Origin of the sequence: Pseudomonas sp. B21-051 (genome assembly GCF_024748795.1) — a bacterium.
GTDB classification, from domain to species: Bacteria; Pseudomonadota; Gammaproteobacteria; order Pseudomonadales; family Pseudomonadaceae; genus Aquipseudomonas; species Aquipseudomonas putida_A.
The window spans coordinates 5,981,254-5,998,293 of sequence record NZ_CP087166.1; the positions used below are offsets into that span (position 1 = coordinate 5,981,254).

General features: G+C 61.2%; 15 protein-coding genes. 8 read left to right on the forward strand and 7 right to left on the reverse strand.

Translation table 11 applies throughout. The annotated features are described in order from the left end of the window. Nucleotides 1-37: 37 nt before the first annotated feature. Genes folE2 through LOY52_RS27030 form a run of 6 tightly spaced genes read left to right on the forward strand, consistent with a single transcriptional unit; the run spans nt 38 to nt 5,244 of the window. Nucleotides 38-934, forward strand: coding sequence for a GTP cyclohydrolase FolE2 (folE2, locus tag LOY52_RS27005; protein WP_258677420.1), 897 nt, complete (start codon nt 38-40; stop codon nt 932-934). Further along, the gene (locus LOY52_RS27010; protein WP_258677422.1) at nt 931-1,599 is read left to right on the forward strand and encodes a metal ABC transporter ATP-binding protein; all 669 of its coding nucleotides are present in this window, start codon (nt 931-933) and stop codon (nt 1,597-1,599) included. Before folE2 ends, LOY52_RS27010 begins: the two co-directional genes overlap by 4 nt. After that, the gene (locus LOY52_RS27015) at nt 1,599-2,465 is read left to right on the forward strand and encodes a metal ABC transporter permease (RefSeq protein ID WP_258677424.1); all 867 of its coding nucleotides are present in this window, start codon (nt 1,599-1,601) and stop codon (nt 2,463-2,465) included. Before LOY52_RS27010 ends, LOY52_RS27015 begins: the two co-directional genes overlap by 1 nt. A gap of 11 nt (nt 2,466-2,476) precedes the next feature. Beyond that, complete coding sequence (locus tag LOY52_RS27020) at nt 2,477-3,352, forward strand: metal ABC transporter substrate-binding protein (RefSeq protein WP_258677425.1); 876 nt, start codon at nt 2,477-2,479, stop codon at nt 3,350-3,352. Further along, nucleotides 3,349-3,909 (forward strand): DapH/DapD/GlmU-related protein, encoded by a 561-nt coding sequence (locus LOY52_RS27025; protein WP_258677427.1) that lies wholly within the window; start codon nt 3,349-3,351, stop codon nt 3,907-3,909. Before LOY52_RS27020 ends, LOY52_RS27025 begins: the two co-directional genes overlap by 4 nt. 3 nt (nt 3,910-3,912) lie before the next feature. Beyond that, entirely contained in the window at nt 3,913-5,244 is a 1,332-nt protein-coding gene (locus LOY52_RS27030) for a dihydroorotase (protein WP_258677429.1), read from the forward strand. 94 nt (nt 5,245-5,338) lie between these two features. Here LOY52_RS27030 and LOY52_RS27035 read toward each other — a convergent pair whose 3' ends face one another. Next, entirely contained in the window at nt 5,339-5,857 is a 519-nt protein-coding gene (locus LOY52_RS27035; RefSeq protein WP_198759167.1) for a DUF3617 domain-containing protein, read from the reverse strand. Nucleotides 5,858-5,988: 131 nt separating this feature from the next. Here LOY52_RS27035 and cls point away from each other — a divergent pair, with 131 nt between their 5' ends. Further along, the gene (gene cls, locus LOY52_RS27040) at nt 5,989-7,428 is read left to right on the forward strand and encodes a cardiolipin synthase (protein WP_258677433.1); all 1,440 of its coding nucleotides are present in this window, start codon (nt 5,989-5,991) and stop codon (nt 7,426-7,428) included. 38 nt (nt 7,429-7,466) lie between these two features. On the opposite strand, the gene cfaB is transcribed toward cls, so the two are convergent. The 5 genes from cfaB to hflK (LOY52_RS27065) form a co-directional block, all read right to left on the reverse strand. Next, nucleotides 7,467-8,654, reverse strand: a complete 1,188-nt coding sequence (gene cfaB / locus LOY52_RS27045; protein WP_258677435.1) for a C17 cyclopropane fatty acid synthase CfaB — start codon at nt 8,652-8,654, stop codon at nt 7,467-7,469. A gap of 212 nt (nt 8,655-8,866) precedes the next feature. Then, on the reverse strand, nt 8,867-10,774 hold the full coding sequence (locus LOY52_RS27050) for a heavy metal translocating P-type ATPase (RefSeq protein ID WP_258677437.1): 1,908 nt from the start codon (nt 10,772-10,774) through the stop codon (nt 8,867-8,869). After that, a complete protein-coding gene (gene hflK / locus LOY52_RS27055) occupies nt 10,771-11,832 on the reverse strand; it encodes a protease modulator HflK (protein WP_258677439.1) in 1,062 nt (353 codons plus the stop codon). The genes LOY52_RS27050 and hflK (LOY52_RS27055) overlap by 4 nt, the downstream gene beginning before the upstream one ends. Next, nucleotides 11,829-12,875 carry a protease modulator HflC gene (hflC, locus tag LOY52_RS27060; protein WP_258677442.1) on the reverse strand — a complete coding sequence of 349 codons (1,047 nt, stop codon included), beginning with the start codon at nt 12,873-12,875 and terminating at the stop codon, nt 11,829-11,831. The genes hflK (LOY52_RS27055) and hflC overlap by 4 nt, the downstream gene beginning before the upstream one ends. After that, on the reverse strand, nt 12,872-14,836 hold the full coding sequence (gene hflK / locus LOY52_RS27065) for a protease modulator HflK (protein ID WP_258680083.1): 1,965 nt from the start codon (nt 14,834-14,836) through the stop codon (nt 12,872-12,874). The genes hflC and hflK (LOY52_RS27065) overlap by 4 nt, the downstream gene beginning before the upstream one ends. A 210-nt stretch (nt 14,837-15,046) precedes the next feature. On the opposite strand from hflK (LOY52_RS27065), the gene lpdA reads away from it, so the two are divergent. Further along, complete coding sequence (gene lpdA / locus LOY52_RS27070) at nt 15,047-16,447, forward strand: dihydrolipoyl dehydrogenase (protein ID WP_258677444.1); 1,401 nt, start codon at nt 15,047-15,049, stop codon at nt 16,445-16,447. Between the two features lie 35 nt (nt 16,448-16,482). Here lpdA and LOY52_RS27075 read toward each other — a convergent pair whose 3' ends face one another. Further along, on the reverse strand, nt 16,483-16,956 hold the full coding sequence (locus LOY52_RS27075) for an Lrp/AsnC family transcriptional regulator (protein ID WP_007960832.1): 474 nt from the start codon (nt 16,954-16,956) through the stop codon (nt 16,483-16,485). Between the last annotated feature and the right edge of the window lie 84 nt (nt 16,957-17,040).

The following is a 17,040-nucleotide window of genomic DNA, read 5'->3' on the forward strand; positions in this document are numbered from 1 at the left end:
TGTAACATCTAACTCAATCAACACGATGGTTCTGAACATGAATTCGCTGACACTTCCGGATATTGCGACTCAAGCCGCTCGCCAGGCGTTACCGCTTGATTGGGTGGGAATGTGCGGCATTGCTCTGCCTGTTTTATTGCAAGGCCAACGTCTGAGCGCAAAAGCAGATGCAGGCGTGAGTCTCGATGATGGCGAAGCGCGCGGCATTCACATGTCGCGGCTATACCTCGCACTGGCGGCACTTGAGCGGCAGGACCTCTCACCCTCCTTATTACGCCAGGTTCTCGAAGATTTTCGGGTCAGCCACGACGGTTTATCCAAAAACGCCTTCCTGAAAATCCACTGCGAAGTGCTGCTGAAAAGGCCTGCCTTAGTCAGCCCTCTGGCCGGTTGGAAGAGCTACCCAGTGAGCATTTTTGCGAGCCTGAAAAACAAAGTGTTCCACGTGGAACTGAAAATTGAGGTGCCCTACTCCTCAACTTGCCCCTGTTCAGCAGCGCTGGCGCGACAGTTGATTCAGCAGCAATTCATCGATGACTTCGCCAACAAGCCACTGCAACATGCCGAGGTTTTGGCTTGGCTAGGATCAAGCCAAGGCATTGTCGCCACCCCGCACAGCCAACGCAGCACCGCGCATCTTCATATGCACCTCGACGAGTTCATCGACGAGCTACCCCTGAGTGTGATCATCAATGATGCCGAAGCGGCGCTCGGCACCGCCGTACAAACCGCCGTGAAACGCGCCGACGAGCAAGCCTTCGCGTTGGCCAATGGACAGAACCTGATGTTCTGCGAAGACGCCGCGCGACGACTCAACCTGGCCCTGCGTCGCTCCCCCGGGGTGAGTGGATTCCACCTGCGAGTGATCCACGCCGAAAGCCTGCACGCCCACGACGCGGTCGCCGAAAGCCACTGGCACCGAGAACTCGCATGATCCGTTGCCACGTCTTGAGTTGGGGCGCACCCGGCCAACCACTGACTTCGCCACTGACCCTCTCGCTGGAACACGGCAGCCTCAGCGCCATCATCGGCGCCAACGGCTGCGGTAAGAGCAGCCTGTTGAAAGTCATCGCCGGATTGCAGAAGCCGTTATCGGGAAAGGTCGCACTGGGTGTTCCACGTCAGGGCGGTTTGGCGTTCCTGCCGCAACAGCAACACCTCGACCGACAGTTCCCCATCAGCCTCGAAGAGCTGGTGGCCGCGGGTTTCTGGGGCCGTCGACTGTCGACGCAACTGCGAGCGCAACGACTCGTCAACGCCCTGGAAAATTGGAACTTGAGCGGATTGGAAAAACGTCCGCTGATGGCCCTTTCCGGTGGCGAGTTGCAGCGCGCCCTGCTCGCCCGCTTGAGTCTGACCGACGCCCAATTGCTGCTGCTCGACGAACCCCACGCCGCACTCGATGAACTGGGCCAGCAGTTACTCTGGCAACACATACATGCCTGGCACTCCGAAGGACGAACACTGCTGATGGTCTGCCATGACCTCGCCGCCGTCCGCCAACAAATCCCGCAGACACTGCTGATCAAAAACCGCGAATGCCTGTTCGGACCCAGTGCCGAACTGATCCAGCAAAAACCCGATATGCAGGTGGCCTGATGCTCACCGTCGCCCACCTCTGGCAACCGTTCAGCGAGTTCGTATTCATGCGCCGAGCGCTGCTCGGCGGACTGGTATTGGCCTGTAGCACAGCGCCACTCGGCATTTTTCTGATCCTGCGGCGCATGAGCCTGATCGGTGACGCCGTCGCCCACGGCATCCTCCCCGGAGCGGCGCTGGGCTTCTGGTTCGCCGGTCTGAGTCTGCCCGCGCTGACCTTCGGTGGTCTGGGCGCCGGCCTGGGCATGGCCGGTCTCGCCGCCTGGATCACCCGTCGCACCGGTCTGCGCGAAGACGCCAGCCTCGCGGCGATCTATCCGATCTCACTCGCCAGCGGCGTGCTGATTCTTGGCATCGCCGGCAAGCGCCTGGACCTGCTGCACTTGCTGTTCGGCTCAGCGCTCGCCGTCGACGGTCCGACCCTCAACGGAATGTTGTGGGTGTCGGGACTGAGTCTGGTCGCCATGGCCTTGATCTACAAACCGCTGCTGCTCGATACCCTCGATCCTCTATTCCTGCAAACCGTCAGCCGCCTCGGCCCCCTCGCCCACGGCGTGTTCCTGACCTTGGTGGTGCTCAATCTGGTGATCGGTTTCCAGGCCATCGGCGCCTTGATGGTGGTCGGCCTGATGATGCTGCCCGCCGCCGCATCACGGTTCTGGAGTCGTCGCCTGCCGAGCCTGATTGCCATCTCGGCGCTTATCGGCTGCCTCTCGGTGTGGTGCGGATTGTTGATCTCGTTCTACTACTCGCTGCCCAGTGGTCCGGCGATCGTGCTGGTGGCCGGTATCGGTTATCTGCTGTCCGTGGTGTTCGGACCGGTGCACGGTTTGCTGCGCCGCCCGCCTTTGCTCACATCCCAATGAGGTGTTTCCCGATGCGCGCTCTACTCGTGTTGTTCGGCCTGCTGCTGTCGATGTCGTTGTCGGCGGCGGAAAAATTGCCGGTGGTCACCAGCTTCAGCATCCTCGCCGATATGGTTCACCAGGTGGGTGGCGAGCATGTCCAGATCACCAACATGGTCGGCCCGGACGCCGACGCGCACACCTATGAACCGACACCGGACGACGCCAAAGCGCTGCTTAAAGCCAAACTGATCATCAAGAACGGCCTCGGTTTCGAGCCTTGGCTCGATCGCCTGGCGACCAGCACCGAGACCAAAGCCCCTGTCATCAGTGCCAGTCATGGCGTGATTCCACGCTCGTTGGAGGAAGCCGGCGAGACCATTCCCGACCCGCACGCCTGGCACAATCTGGCCAACACCGAGCTGTACATCGCCAATATCACCAAGGCGCTGATCGCCGCCGACCCGGCGAACAAGGCCGACTACCAACGCAACAGCCAGACCTACCTGAAACAGATTTACGCCCTGCTCGCCGAAGCCAAGGCCAAGCTCGGCTCGCTGCCACCGGGCAATCGCAAAATCGTCACCAGTCACGATGCCTTCGGTTATCTCGGTCAGGCCTACGGCATCGACTTCATGGCGCCGCAAGGTCTGTCCACCGAGCGTGAACCTTCGGCTGCCGAAGTCGCCGCACTGATTACCCAGATCCGTAAGGCCAAGGTCAAAGCGGTGTTCATGGAAAACATCAAGGACGCGCGCCTGCTCAAGCAGATCGCCGAGGAAAGCGGCGCGTACATCGGCGGCACGTTGTACTCCGATGCCCTCGCTGCCAGTGGTCCGGCCAGCACCTTTACCGGACTGTTCGAATACAACCTCAACACCCTTTACGACGCACTGAGCCAGCCATGATCCGTAAAAATCCTTCCGGCGATCTTCCGCAAATTGCCGAGTCGGCCTACGTCGACAAAACCGCAATCATCTGCGGCAAGGTAGTCATTGGCGAGAACGTCTTCGTCGGCCCCTACGCGGTGATCCGCGCCGATGAAGTAGACGCCACGGGAGCGATGGAGCCGATCACCATCGGCGCCAATTCGAACATCCAGGACGGCGTGGTGATCCACTCCAAATCCGGCGCTGCCGTGACCATCGGCGAATTCACCTCAATCGCTCACCGCTCGATCGTGCACGGCCCGTGCGTAGTCGGCGACCGAGTGTTCATCGGCTTCAATAGCGTCCTGTTCAATTGCGTGGTCGGTGACGGCTGTGTGGTGCGGCACAATTCGGTGGTCGATGGCCGCGATTTGCCGGACGCGTTCTACGTGCCCTCCACCACCCGCATCGGTCCCAATACCGACCTCTCGCAGTTCCCGCCGGTGAGTGTCAGCGCCTCGGAGTTTTCCGAAGACGTGGCACGCACCAATGTCGATCTGGTACGCGGCTACAAAGCCTTGCAGAACGAGTTCTGAATCATGAGCAGTGTGCTGATTCGCAACGCCAGACTGGTCAATGAAGGACGCGAGTTCGACGGTGATCTGCTGGTCAGCCATGGCCGCATCGTCAAGATCGCGCGCAGCATCGACGGTGAAAATGCCCGTGTGGAAATCGACGCCAACGGTCAATGGTTGTTACCGGGGATGATTGATGACCAGGTGCATTTTCGCGAGCCGGGGGCGCCGGCCAAGGGCTGCATCCACACCGAGTCGCGCGCAGCGGTGGCGGGCGGCATCACCAGTTTCATGGACATGCCCAACACCCGACCGGCCACCCTCACCCTCGAAGCACTGGCGGATAAAAAGCGTCGGGCGGCAATCAACTCTGTGTCCAACTACGGCTTTCATTTCGGAGTGAGCCGGGACAACCTCGACACCGTCGCCGCACTCAACCCCTGCGAAGTGGCCGGGGTCAAAGTGTTCATGGGCGCGTCCACCGGCAACATGTTGGTGGACGATCCGAGGACTCTCGAGCGTTTATTCGCCGAAGTGCCGACAATACTGCTGGCGCATTGCGAACACACGCCGAGCATCGAGGCCAATGCAGCACGTCTGTGCGAACGCCTCGGCGAACACCTGCCAGCGAATATCCATGCACTGATTCGCGATGCCGAGGCTTGCTACCGCTCCTCTTCGCTGGCGGTGGAACTGGCCAGACGTCACGGCACCCGCCTGCACGTTTTGCATCTGACCACCGCTCGCGAACTCGAGTTGTTCGAGGACAAGCCGCTCGCCCAGAAACACATCACGGCCGAAGTCTGCCTGCATCATCTGCTGTTCGATGACCGTGACTATCCGGCCCTCGGCAACCTGATCAAATGCAACCCGGCGATCAAGACACAAGCCGACCGAGACGCGCTCCGTCAGACCTTGTTGAGCAATCGACTGGATGTGATCGGCAGCGATCACGCTCCGCATACCTGGGCAGAAAAACAGCGCCCGTATGCCGATGCGCCGTCCGGTTTACCGCTGGTGCAACACGCTTTGCCGGCACTGCTGGAGCTGGTGGCCGATGGCGTGCTGCCGATCACCACGTTGGTGGCGAAGACCAGCCATCGCGTGGCGGATCTGTTTGCGATTCCGGATCGGGGTTATTTGCGCGAGGGGTATTGGGCGGATCTGGTGCTGGTTGAGCCAGCGGCTCTTGAAGTGTCGCGGCAACCGATTCTGTCACAGTGCGGCTGGACGCCGTTCGCTGACAAGACTTTTCGCTATCGGGTGAATACCACGTTGGTGTCGGGGCAGATTGCCTGGCGAGAGCAGCGTATCAACGAAGGATGTCAGGGGCTGGCGCTGTGGTTTATGCGCTGAATGATCAGGTGTCTGACAGGACGTCTTCGCGAGCAGGCTCGCTCCCACAAGGAATCGCACTGGCCCTGTGGGAGCGAGCCTGCTCGCGAAGCTTTTAAGCTCTTGGCTTCACAGTGCCGCAATCCTGACCCAACCACACCGCACGGGTTTCCAGACTGCCCTTCTGGTTGATCCCGATGGCGTTGAACGTGCCGTTGGCCACCGTGGTGAACTCACGATCACTGAGGAACGTGGCAACCCCGGTGCCTTGCGCTTTCGGGCAGCTGAAGCGGAATTTCCACTGGTTGCCGGTGCGCTCGGTGATCTGCTGTTTGCAGCCCGACTGCGGATCGGCCAAGGGAATATCGTTGGTCGCCACTTGCTGCGGCGTCAGGCAGGCACGAATGCCCTTGCCGCCGATATTGATTCCGTTCTTTTCCAGCGCCGCCCGCTGCTGCGGGGTCATCTGGCCTTGCAACTGGCCAAGGATCGATTGCACATCCATGGGCTGGTCATCGACCTTGACGTTGCTTGAGGTCATTTCCCATAGCCCCGGCTGCAGCATTTGCGCCTGCGCAACCACCGGAATTGCCAAACCCAGGCCCAGCGCCAAACCCAGCAGACGAACGTTCATCGAAAAACTCCTGATCAGTAGTGGCCGTTAGACGTCGGCCGATTGCTTCGGTTCATGCACCAATTAAATAGCGACATTCGCCTCGGAACATGGTCTGTTACGCATTGAGTCTTCAGGAGCAAGGCTGCCCCATGGATTATTTTGGACCGCACATTTTCGGTTATCTGATCGCCCTGATACATAGCCTCGGCTTGATCGCCGCCATCCATGCGGTGCTGACCGTACGCACCGCCCAAGGCTCGATCGCCTGGGCATTGTCGCTTATTTTCATTCCCTACCTGACCCTCATCCCTTATCTGGTTTTCGGCCGCAGCACCTTCGACGGCTATATCAAGGCGCGGCGTCAGGCCAACGAACAGATGCGTCAGGCGATCTCCGAGTTGAACTGGCGCCCATGGGTCGAAGAAGCCCTCACCGCCCGCGCCTCGAATGCCTACGCCTCGCTGCGCGCCATGCCCAAACTGGGGCGCATGCCGTGCCTGGCGAACAACCAAGTGCAACTGCTGGTGAATGGCCACGCGACCTTCGAGGCGATTTTCCAGGCTATCGATCAAGCGCGCGAAGCCGTACTGGTGCAGTTTTTCATCATCCATGACGACCGCCTCGGTCAGCGCCTGCGCGACCTGTTACTGAAGAAGGCCGCGGAAGGTGTGGTAATTCATCTGCTCTACGACCGGATCGGCAGCCACGCCCTGCCCCACAATTATGTGCAGGCGCTGCGCGATGGCGGTGTCGAGGTCAAAGCCTTCGCCACACGCAGCGGCTGGCTCAATCGCTTCCAGGTGAATTTCCGCAACCACCGCAAAATCGTTGTGGTCGATGGCGTACTCGGCTTTGTCGGCGGGCACAACGTCGGCGATGAATACATGGGCGAGAAACCGCCGCTGGCGCCCTGGCGCGATACCCACGTGCAAGTGCGCGGGCCAGTGGTGGCCTGCATGCAGGAGTCGTTTGCCGAGGACTGGTTCTGGGCTGCACGGACGTTGCCGCCGCTGATCCTGCCGGATGTTTACCCGGAGGACGGCGTACTCTGTCAGTTGCTGGCGAGCGGCCCGGCGGATGCCTACGAAACCTGTTCACTGTTCTTCGTCGAAGCCATCCACGCAGCAACCGAGCGGGTGTGGATCACCAGTCCTTACTTCATTCCCGATGAAGCCGTGTTCGCCGCGTTGCGCTTGGCGGTGCTGCGCGGCGTCGACGTGCGCCTGCTGCTGCCATCGCGTCCGGATCACCGCATCGTCTACGCCGCGTCCAGCCTGTATGCGTTCGAAGCGGTGCGCGCTGGCGTGCGGGTGTTCCGCTACGAACCCGGGTTCCTGCATCAGAAAGTGGTGTTGATCGACAGCGAAATCAGCGCCATCGGCAGCGCCAATCTGGACAACCGCTCGTTCCGGCTGAATTTCGAAGTGATGCTGTTGACCGTCGATAGCGAATTCGCCGCCCACGTGGAAAGTATGCTCAACGATGATTTCGAGCAGGCTTATGAAGTCGCCAAAGAAGAAAGCCGGGAGATCCACCGCCTGCAACAGCTCGGCATGCGGATCGCCCGGCTTATTTCACCGATTCTTTGACCGGCCGCTCGCTCGAATGAGCGAACGGTCATCAGGCCTCAAGGGTGATAAATGTCGTCACGGGTCCAGGGCAGTTCATGGCTGCCATCCGGATGCGCTTTCACCGCCAGAATCTGGTGTAGATTGATCCAGCCACGGGCGAACGCATAGGCACACCCGGCCAGATACAGCCGCCAGATGCGCAATGCCTGATCCGGCACCAGTTTCCCGGCCGCTTCGAGGTTGTCCTCCAGCCGCTCGCTCCAGTGATCCAGCGTGCGCGCGTAATGCAGACGCAGGCTTTCGACGTCGACAATCTCCAGCCCGGCTTCGCTGATCTCGGCCGAGATCATCGCCAGGTGCGGCAGCTCGCCGTTGGGGAACACGTATTTCTCGATGAAGTCGCCAGCGCCGCGTCCTACCGGACGACCATCGGTGTGTTTGGCGGTGATGCCGTGATTCATCACCAGACCGCCCTCCTTCACTGCACCGAACAGGACTTTGCAGTATTCAGCGAGGTTGGCGTGACCGACGTGTTCGAACATGCCGACGCTGACGACCTTATCGAAACGCCCGTCCTGCGGCAGATCGCGATAATCGAGCAGTTGCAGTTCAACCTGATCTTCCAGACCCTCGGCCTTGACCCGCTCACGGGCCAGTTCCAGCTGTTCCTTGCTCAGGGTGATGCCGAACACTTTGGCGCCGAATTCACGCGCCGCGTATCGCGCCAAGCCGCCCCAGCCACAACCGACATCAAGCAGGTAATCACCGGGCTGCAAACGCAGCTTGCGACACAGATGGCGGAATTTGGCCTGTTGCGCCTGTTCGAGGGTTTCGCTGCCGGTTTCGAAATACGCGCAGGAATACGCCATGTCGCTGTCCAGCCACAGCTGATAAAACGCGTTGGACAGGTCGTAGTGATAGGAAATGGCTTTGGCGTCGGTTTCCTTGTCGTGCACCGCCCGCACTGGCTGAGCGCCTTCATCTTCATCGAGCAAGGCGCTGCTCAATTCGTCGCAGACCCGGATGACCTCGCTGATCGAGCCCTCCAGTTCGAGCTTGCCTTCGACAAACGCCGCCCCTAGCGCGTCGAGGCTTGGATGGGTGAACTGGGTGACCATCGTCGGGTCCTTGACCACGATGGTAACGCTGGGCGTCGGCCCCAGATTGAACTCATGACCATCCCAGAGTCGCAAGCGAAGCGGAAGCTGCAGATTCTGTAAGGCCGGTGGAAGTTGCGCGAGCATGGAAAAATCCCCCCTTGTTTCAGACGTCAGATCTGAGGGTAGACCATCCTTGAAAAATAGCAGGCTATCGATTTAATTAGCCGAGACTATCGTTTCAGACGCTCCAGCAAGCCGGAATGCAACTCGTGTTTTCGACACCGAAACCGGCAATGAAGTGTGCGCCTTCTACATAGATGACTACCGATTCGGCGCACAGTTCGCTGAAACTCGCTTCAGTGATCATCCTTGAGCTTGAGCAATGGCTCCTGAAACCGCAGCAGCCGTCCGGCATTGCCCAACACCAGTAACGTACTGAGGTTGTGCAGCAGTGCGGCGATCATCGCTCCGGCCGCGCCGAGCCAACCGAATGCCGCAAACACCACGATCGCCAGCGTCCAGCCCAGACCGATGATCACGTTGACCTGCAAGGTCTTGCGGCACTGGCGGCTCAGGCGCACACAGGTGCCCAGACGGCGCAGGTCGCTGCCGATCAACACGATATCCGCCGAGGCCAGCGCAATGTCGGCACCGCCGGCACCCATCGCCACACCCACCACGCCGGCCTTGAGCGCCAGCGAATCATTGATGCCGTCACCCACCACCAGCGGCCGGAAACCGTTGTCGATTTCCTTGAGCACGCGGTTGAGTTTGTCCTCGGGCAACGCCTGGGCTTCGACCTCTTGCAGACCCACTTCGCGGGCCAGCGTCTGCGCGACACTCTGGCGGTCGCCAGTCAGCAGCAACTGACGGCCCAGGCCCAGTTCACGCAATTCATTGAGGGCAAAACGCGCCTCCGGTTTGACGCTGTCGGCCAGCAGCAGCCAAGCGACAAACTCGCCGTTTAACGCCAACCCGGCAATCGGCCCGTCATGTTCGGGTACGTGGGTGGTGACGATACCCAGTTGCGTGAACAGTTCGGGACGCCCCAGCGCCGCCTCGCCCTGCGCGGTCATGGCCACGACGCCCAGACCTTGGCGTTCGTGAATGTCCGTCAGCGCCAGGCTCTGTTCCTGACTGACCAATCCTGCCAGCGCACGGCTGACCGGGTGGCTGCTGGCCGCGCCGAGACTGGCCGCCAGTGCCATCACCGCAGACGCTTCCAGACGCAGGCTGTTGATCGATTGCAAACGCAAGGTGCCGTAAGTCAGGGTGCCGGTCTTGTCGACCACCAGCGAGGTGAGATCGGCCAGCTCTTCGAGGAACGCCGAGCTGCGGATCAGAATCCCGTGGCGCGCCGCCACCGCCACTCCGGCAATTGCCGTGGCCGGTGCCGACAGCACCAAGGCGCAGGGACATGCCGCCACCAGCACCGCGAGCATCGCCTGCGCGTCATGGGTGACAAACCACGTCACCGCCGCCAACAGTAAAACCAGCACCATATAGCTGCCGGCATAGCGTTCAAGCAGACGGGTGATCGGCGGCTTCGAACGCTCGGCGTTCTGCATTAACGCGATGACTTTGCCCAGCGTCGATTGATCACCGGTGCGGGTCACCTCGATGCGCAGCAAGCCATCGAGGTTGATCGCGCCGCCAAACACCGTCATGCCCACTGCCGTTTCCACTGGCACCGACTCGCCGGTGATCGAGGCCGTGTCGAGGCTGGCCTGACCGAACAGCACTCGGCCATCCGCCGGCACGCGATCTCCTGCACGCACCTCTACCGTGTCACCGGGTTTGAGCGTGCCGTTATCGACTTCGATGATCGAGCCATCTGCCTGAATCTTGCGTGCGTGGCTGCGGGTCAATTGGCCGAGGGCGTGGATCGCTTCCTGCGAACCGATCACGCTGCGCTCTTCCAGCACGTGGCCGAAGATCATGATGATCGGCAGCAGCGCGGCGGTCAGCAGATCGCCGGTCGCCCAGGCGCCGAGCATCGCCAGGGCAATCAGTTGATCGGTGATGCCGTGCAGGCTCGGATAACGCAAGCTGTACCAAGCAGAGCGCATCACCGGCACCGCTACTAATAAGGAGGCGAAACCCAGCAGCAACTGACTGACACCGGTTTGCTCCGGCACCATCCAGCGCCAGATCAAACCGAGGCCGAGCAAGCCCAAGGCGAGCATTGCCAAAGTCAATTGGCGAGCAGCGCGGCGCTGTTCGGCCGAGGACAACAGGCTCGGTGCAGCGGTGGTCGCAGTCATTTACTGGCTCCCTGAATGATCAGGCGGGAATCGTCTTTCGGATCGACCGTGGTCACCGAACCGGCCTGACCAAGAATTTTCGGCATGCGTTCGCGGTACAGACGCAGGAGCATCTGCGGGTCGGTGCCCTGTTGTTGCGCCTTGGCCAGGCTCATTACCGTGGCAGTGTCGGCAGAGGCTTTTGCCAGCCGTTCGCCGGCCTGAGCATGGGCCACTTGCAGAGTACGGTCGGCTTGTTCGTTGGCGGTCTGGGTGAGTTTTTCCGCCTCAGTGCGTGCATTGGCGACGGCTTTGTCAGCTTGCTGACTGGCGGTCAATACCGCATTAAAAGCGCTGACGGCCGGATCGGGCAGACTCGATTGAACGTCAACCCGCGCCACTTCGATGCCGATGCCCTGCCCACTCGCCTTCAGTTCAGCCAGACGCTTGTTGATGCCTTGCACCAGATCACCACGCAGACGCTCGCGTCGTTCGGCCGCCTGATTATCGGCACCGATCAACTCCGGCCGAGCGACCAGAATCGTATCCAGATCACGAGCAGCGGTCAGGGCCACAGCGCTGCGGGTGACCAACCGATCCAGTGCCGGCAGCACATGCTCCCCCTGCAGGACGAAGTCATAGGGATCACTGACTTTGTAAAACACCCGCACATCCAGTTGCACCACGCCGGCGTCGCCGGTCAGCAAATAGCCGGAACCGGCCAGTGCATCGCTCAGTGGCGTGGCGAAGGTTGCTACACGATCAGCCTTGATCGCCTCACTGCTGCGCAGCAGGTTTTCCACTCGGCGCTCGATGACCCGATCCGCCGCCGGCAGTAAAACCACCTGCTCGAACGGCTGCGGCCAGGCCAGCAACAGCCCGGCATTCTGGATGCGTTGCAGTGCGCCAAAGTGCAAGACCACCGCGCGATTTTGTGGATCAATCTGCCGCACATTGGAAAATGCCCACGCCAACGCAGCCAATACCGTCACCGCATATAAGGCGAAAAACGCCAGACGTCCGGCTTGAATCCACGGACTGCTCAACGAATGTGTTCCACGTGGAACTTCATCACTCATGGCTGCGATCCGGATTTGTTTTCGACATTCGGCGGGCCGTCTACTAGAACGCGGAATGGCGCGGCGTCGGTACGGAGGATCATCTTGGTGTCCGGCGTCACGATAGTGCCGAGGGTATCGAGCGAACGCAGCAGGTTGTACAACTGCGGCGAGCCAGCGTAGGCACGGCCGTAGATTTGCGCGGCTTCGACCCGCGACTGTGCTTCGATTTCTGCGGCCTTCACCGTGGCATCGGCCTGGACAATTCGCGCATCGCGCTCGGCGGCGGAACGAATTTGCGCGGCTTCTCGCTTGCCGATGGCGGTGCGTTCGGTGGCAATTGTTTCACGCTCGGCGCGCATCCGATCGACTGTGGCGGTGAGCGTGACCGAAGGCAAGGTCAGGCGTTCGATGCCCACCTGCACCACGCGCACACCGTAAGTGGCGAGCAACTGTTGGTCGATTTGCTGACGCAGTTGCGCTTCGAAATCGGCAATACGCACTTTGCTGGCATCGGTGTTCACCAGATCCGCCAGGTCGAAACTGCTGGCGGTGGTCTCCAGCGCCGAGCCGACAAAGGTGCGAATCTGCCGCGCCGCTTCGTCCGGCTGGTTCTGCACCGCGCGCATGAAACGCTGCACATTGTCCGGGTCGCCCTGCACCTGCCACGCCACGTAGGCCTGAACGATGATGCGCAAACCGTCGCGGGTGCCGACATCCTGCAACCCACTCGAGGTGGTACGCAGGCGCAGATCCACCGGGATCGCCGCTTCGAACGGCGCCGGCCAGCGCCAGCTCAAACCAGGCTCAAGCAGTACCCGCGACGGATTACCGAAACGAGTAATGACGGTGGCCTCGCCCGAGCGCACCTGGACCAGGCTTGCCGCCGCGATGGCAAACCCCACCAGCAACAACGCCCAGCTCATCCGCCGCCACGGGAATGGCCCCGCCTCTTCCGGCGCACCGTGGTGATGGTGATGATGCCCATGATGATGGTGATGCCCGGCGTGGCCGTGATCGTGGCCGCTGTGGTCATGCGAATCGTGAGTGTGCGACTGGCTCAATGGGCAACTCCTGGTTGAGCGGTGGTGCGCGCAGGCGTCGGATCAGCCGGCAGCGTGAACGTACGCAGATCGATGGTCGGCGCATTGCTGCTGCCGCCTAAACGGTGGTCGAGGACCAACAATTTGGCCTTGCTCAGACCCAGGCTGAGCTGACTCAGATATTGCTCGAGCACGAATGCCTGGCCAGCGCTGGCATAGGCTTTCTGCTCAGCGTTGAACTTCTGGTCTGCCGCCTGCGCCGTCGCATTGATTTCACGGGCGCTGGCACTCGCCTGATCGCGGGCGAGACTGGCCTGCAACTGCGCCTGATTACTGGCTTCTGCCGCAGCACCGCGCTCACGAGAGATCAACGCCTGCGCGCCGATCTGCGCGGCTTGCACGCCGTGATAAGCATTGGCGGCGCCGGCGGGTGGATGAATTGCTTCGACCACGGTGGCGAGAATCTCCACACCGCTGTCGAGTTTCTGTAGATCACCTTGCACTGCGCGGCCGATTTCTTCGCCCAGCCCTACCCGGTCAGCACCGAGCAAACCGTCGAGGGTGCGCGAGGCAAAATCGTGCACCAGAATCCGGCTCGCGGTGCTGCGGATCAGCGTCGGCACATCAGCGTTGTTGTAAGTGGCGGCCAACGCATCCTGATCACCCAGGCCAATGCGATAAACGAAGCGTACGTCCATGTTGACGATCTGAAAGCTCTGCTGATCGCCACGGCTGCTGGCGATCACCTGGGATTTGTCGTTGACGTGGCTGGCATCCCACAAGCGGTTGGCGGCCATCGGCGCCGGGCCTTCGGCAGGATCAGCCTGGGTCGGGGCAGGAGCATCGCCGACGCTGGTCGCCAACTCATGCACCACGCCATTCTCGACGTTCAATACACGGCCCAATGGCCACGGCAGACCGGCGTGCAATCCCGGACCGAACACTTGCACCGGCTTGCCGAAGCGCTCGTAGATACCGCGCCCTTGCAGCGGGATTTCGTGGATACCGGTCAGCAACCAGCCGATCGCGGCGACCAGAGCCAGCACCGGCAGAAAGGCCCGGCGCATGTAGCTGAACGCCCAGATCTGACGCAGATCGATGCCGAAACGGTTGTGCAATTCGTGCTGCAAGGCAAGCAACGGCTGCGGTGGCCAGCGCAGCATATCGGCAACAAAACTGCGCGCCAGCAGGGTCGGTTCTAGCTGCTCCCGTCGAGGGCTGAAAACTGACAGGACTGCGCGCAATAGCAACTCGATCGCAACCAATCCCGGCAAGATCCCGATCAATACCGCAAGGCGCACGGGCCACACCGAAGCCTCGCTGGCGAACAGCAGGCACAACGCGCCCAGTACCAGACTGATGATCGCCACCCGCGCCAGTTGCGCGAGAGACCCGGCTTCCGGCCACTGCGCCGGATTCTCCTGTGCCAGTTGCCGCTCCAGCACCAGCAAGCCGAAACCCAACAGCAACATCAGCGCGGCACCCACCGTCGCCGACACCCCGACCGCAGCGGCAGGCAACGTCAGATTCCACACCTGCCCGATGGCGAGCACAATCAGCACTGACCAGCCGCCCAGCCACAACGTGGCCGCGCCAATCTGACCGAGCAGGTGCAGGCCGCGCTGACTCAATCGCTCCAGCATCCGTTCGTACCAGCCGTCAGGCGCTACTGACTCGAGCTCCTCGGTCAGCGCCACCGATATCGGCGGGTCAATCACCCCTGCACGCCATTGCGTCACCCACCACGCCGACTGCAGGCCGGCGACCAGCACCAGCAACGCCGCACCCAGATTCACCAGCAGCGCCGGCCAGATCGATTGCGCGGCAAACAGCTCGACAAACAACGCCAGCAGCCACCCTGCCCCGGCCAATCCGCCGAGGCCGATGGCCAGACGACGCAAGCGTCGCCCCTGCGCGGCCGCCTGTTGAAAGCGCGGCAACCCGGTCACTTGCGTGCCATCGACATTCAGATCGACTTGCATATCACCCCAAAGCCATTGATTCACCGGTCTTATCGTTACGATATAACGAAAAGCGTGAAATATTCGTACACAAATTCGCTTATCTAAAGATGCGCAACCTGTCGCTTGCCTGAAGCCTTGACCGAAATGTCCGGAAACGCACATATTACGTTCGTAATTTTATCGACCGACTACTTTTAGCGATCCGCATCCCCAACGAGGAGCAACAGCATGAGCAACTACGACGTGGTCATTCTGGGCGGCGGCCCCGGTGGTTATAACGCGGCGATCCGCGCCGGCCAGTTGGGCCTGAAGGCAGCCTGCGTGGAAGGCCGCGCCACCCTCGGCGGCACTTGCCTGAACGTCGGTTGCATGCCGTCGAAGGCCTTGCTGCATGCTTCGGAGCTGTACGACGCGGCCATGGGTGCGGAATTCGCCAACCTCGGCATCGAGGTCAAACCCACGCTCAACCTCGCGCAAATGATGAAACAGAAAGACGAAAGCGTGAGCGGCCTGACCAAAGGCATCGAGTTTCTGTTTCGCAAGAACAAGGTCGACTGGATCAAGGGCTGGGGTCACATCGACGGTCCGGGCAAAGTCACGGTGACCGACGATCAAGGCAACAAAACCGAGCTGAGCGCCAAGGACATCATCATCGCTACCGGCTCCGAACCCACGCCCTTGCCCGGCGTCGAGATCGACAACCAGCGCATCCTCGACTCCACCGGCGCGTTGTCGCTGAGTGAAGTGCCCAAGCATCTGGTGGTGATCGGCGCCGGGGTGATCGGCCTGGAGCTGGGCTCAGTCTGGCGCCGCCTCGGTGCCCAGGTGACCGTGGTCGAATACCTCGACCGCATCTGCCCGGGTGTTGATGGCGAGGCCGGCAAAACCCTGCAGCGTGCGCTGAGCAAGCAAGGCATCAGCTTCAAATTGAGCTCGAAGGTCACCAGCGCCACCCACTCGGCCAACGGCGTGCAACTGAGCGTTGAACCCGCCGCCGGTGGCAACGCTGAATTGCTCGAAGCCGACTACGTGCTGGTCGCGATTGGCCGGCGCCCGTATACCAAAGGCCTGGGCCTGGAGAACGTCGGCCTGAGCACCGACAAGCGCGGCATGCTCGCCAACCGCCAGCACCGCACCGAGGCAACCGGCGTGTGGGTGATCGGCGACGTGACATCCGGCCCGATGCTCGCGCACAAGGCCGAAGACGAAGCGATGGCCTGCGTGGAACAGATCGTCGGCAAGGCCGGCGAGGTCAATTACGACTTGATTCCCAACGTCATCTACACCCGGCCCGAGCTGGCCAGCGTCGGCAAGACCGAGGAGCAGCTCAAGGCTGAAGGGCGCACCTATAAAGTCGGTAAATTCCCGTTCACCGCCAACAGCCGGGCCAAGATCAACCATGAGACCGAAGGCTTCGCCAAAGTCCTCGCCGACGAACGCACGGACGAGATCCTCGGCGTGCACCTGGTCGGCCCGAGCGTCAGTGAAATGATCGGTGAATACTGCGTGGCCATGGAGTTCAGTGCGTCTGCCGAAGATATCGCGCTGACTTGCCATCCGCACCCTACCCGCTCCGAGGCGCTGCGCCAGGCGGCGATGAATGTCGAGGGGATGGCGACGCAGATGTAACCGTCGACCGCCAACCTCTTCGCGAGCAACCCGCTCTACAGCGGAAGATGCCCCAACGGCAACGCCCCCGGCGTCTTCACCGTGTGAATTGCAAAGTTGCTGCGAATGTCGCTCACGCCCGGCAGCTTCAGCAGGCAGCCGCTGAGAAAGCGGTCATACGCGCGCAGATCCGGCACCACCACCTGCAGCAGAAAGTCCGACTCCCCCGACACCAGAAACGCCGAGATCACTTCCGGCAGCGCCGTGACCGCCGCGTAAAAGGCTTCGGCCTGCTCATCGTTGTGGCGCTCGACCTTGACCCCGACAAACACCGTCAGCCCCAGTCCCACTTCATCGCGATCGAGGTTGGCCTGGTAGCCACGAATCACCCCGGCCTCCTCCAGCATCCGCACCCGGCGCAGGCAAGGTGACGCCGACAGGCCGATCTCGTCCGCCAGCTCAACGTTGCTCAGCCGTCCGTTGCGCTGCAGGGCGGCGAGAATCTTGCGATCAAAAGCGTCGAGTTTCATGTTTGGCAGATCCTGCGGGTCAAGGCGCAAAAAGAAAGCAGGTTATGCCAATCCCAAGGGTTTTTGAAGCTGACTTCGCAAGCA

Excerpts from the sequence above, each read along its gene's own strand:
- hflK (WP_258677439.1), bottom strand. The coding sequence starts at position 11,832 with ATGAGTGATGAAGTTCCACGTGGAACACATTCGTTGAGCAGTCCGTGG.
- LOY52_RS27050 (WP_258677437.1), bottom strand. The coding sequence starts at position 10,774 with ATGACTGCGACCACCGCTGCACCGAGCCTGTTGTCCTCGGCCGAACAG.
- LOY52_RS27030 (WP_258677429.1), top strand. The coding sequence starts at position 3,913 with ATGAGCAGTGTGCTGATTCGCAACGCCAGACTGGTCAATGAAGGACGC.
- hflK (WP_258680083.1), bottom strand. The coding sequence starts at position 14,836 with ATGCAAGTCGATCTGAATGTCGATGGCACGCAAGTGACCGGGTTGCCG.
- LOY52_RS27010 (WP_258677422.1), top strand. The coding sequence starts at position 931 with ATGATCCGTTGCCACGTCTTGAGTTGGGGCGCACCCGGCCAACCACTG.
- LOY52_RS27035 (WP_198759167.1), bottom strand. The coding sequence starts at position 5,857 with ATGAACGTTCGTCTGCTGGGTTTGGCGCTGGGCCTGGGTTTGGCAATT.
- lpdA (WP_258677444.1), top strand. The coding sequence starts at position 15,047 with ATGAGCAACTACGACGTGGTCATTCTGGGCGGCGGCCCCGGTGGTTAT.
- cfaB (WP_258677435.1), bottom strand. The coding sequence starts at position 8,654 with ATGCTCGCGCAACTTCCACCGGCCTTACAGAATCTGCAGCTTCCGCTT.
- LOY52_RS27020 (WP_258677425.1), top strand. The coding sequence starts at position 2,477 with ATGCGCGCTCTACTCGTGTTGTTCGGCCTGCTGCTGTCGATGTCGTTG.
- LOY52_RS27075 (WP_007960832.1), bottom strand. The coding sequence starts at position 16,956 with ATGAAACTCGACGCTTTTGATCGCAAGATTCTCGCCGCCCTGCAGCGC.
- folE2 (WP_258677420.1), top strand. The coding sequence starts at position 38 with ATGAATTCGCTGACACTTCCGGATATTGCGACTCAAGCCGCTCGCCAG.
- LOY52_RS27015 (WP_258677424.1), top strand. The coding sequence starts at position 1,599 with ATGCTCACCGTCGCCCACCTCTGGCAACCGTTCAGCGAGTTCGTATTC.
- LOY52_RS27025 (WP_258677427.1), top strand. The coding sequence starts at position 3,349 with ATGATCCGTAAAAATCCTTCCGGCGATCTTCCGCAAATTGCCGAGTCG.
- cls (WP_258677433.1), top strand. The coding sequence starts at position 5,989 with ATGGATTATTTTGGACCGCACATTTTCGGTTATCTGATCGCCCTGATA.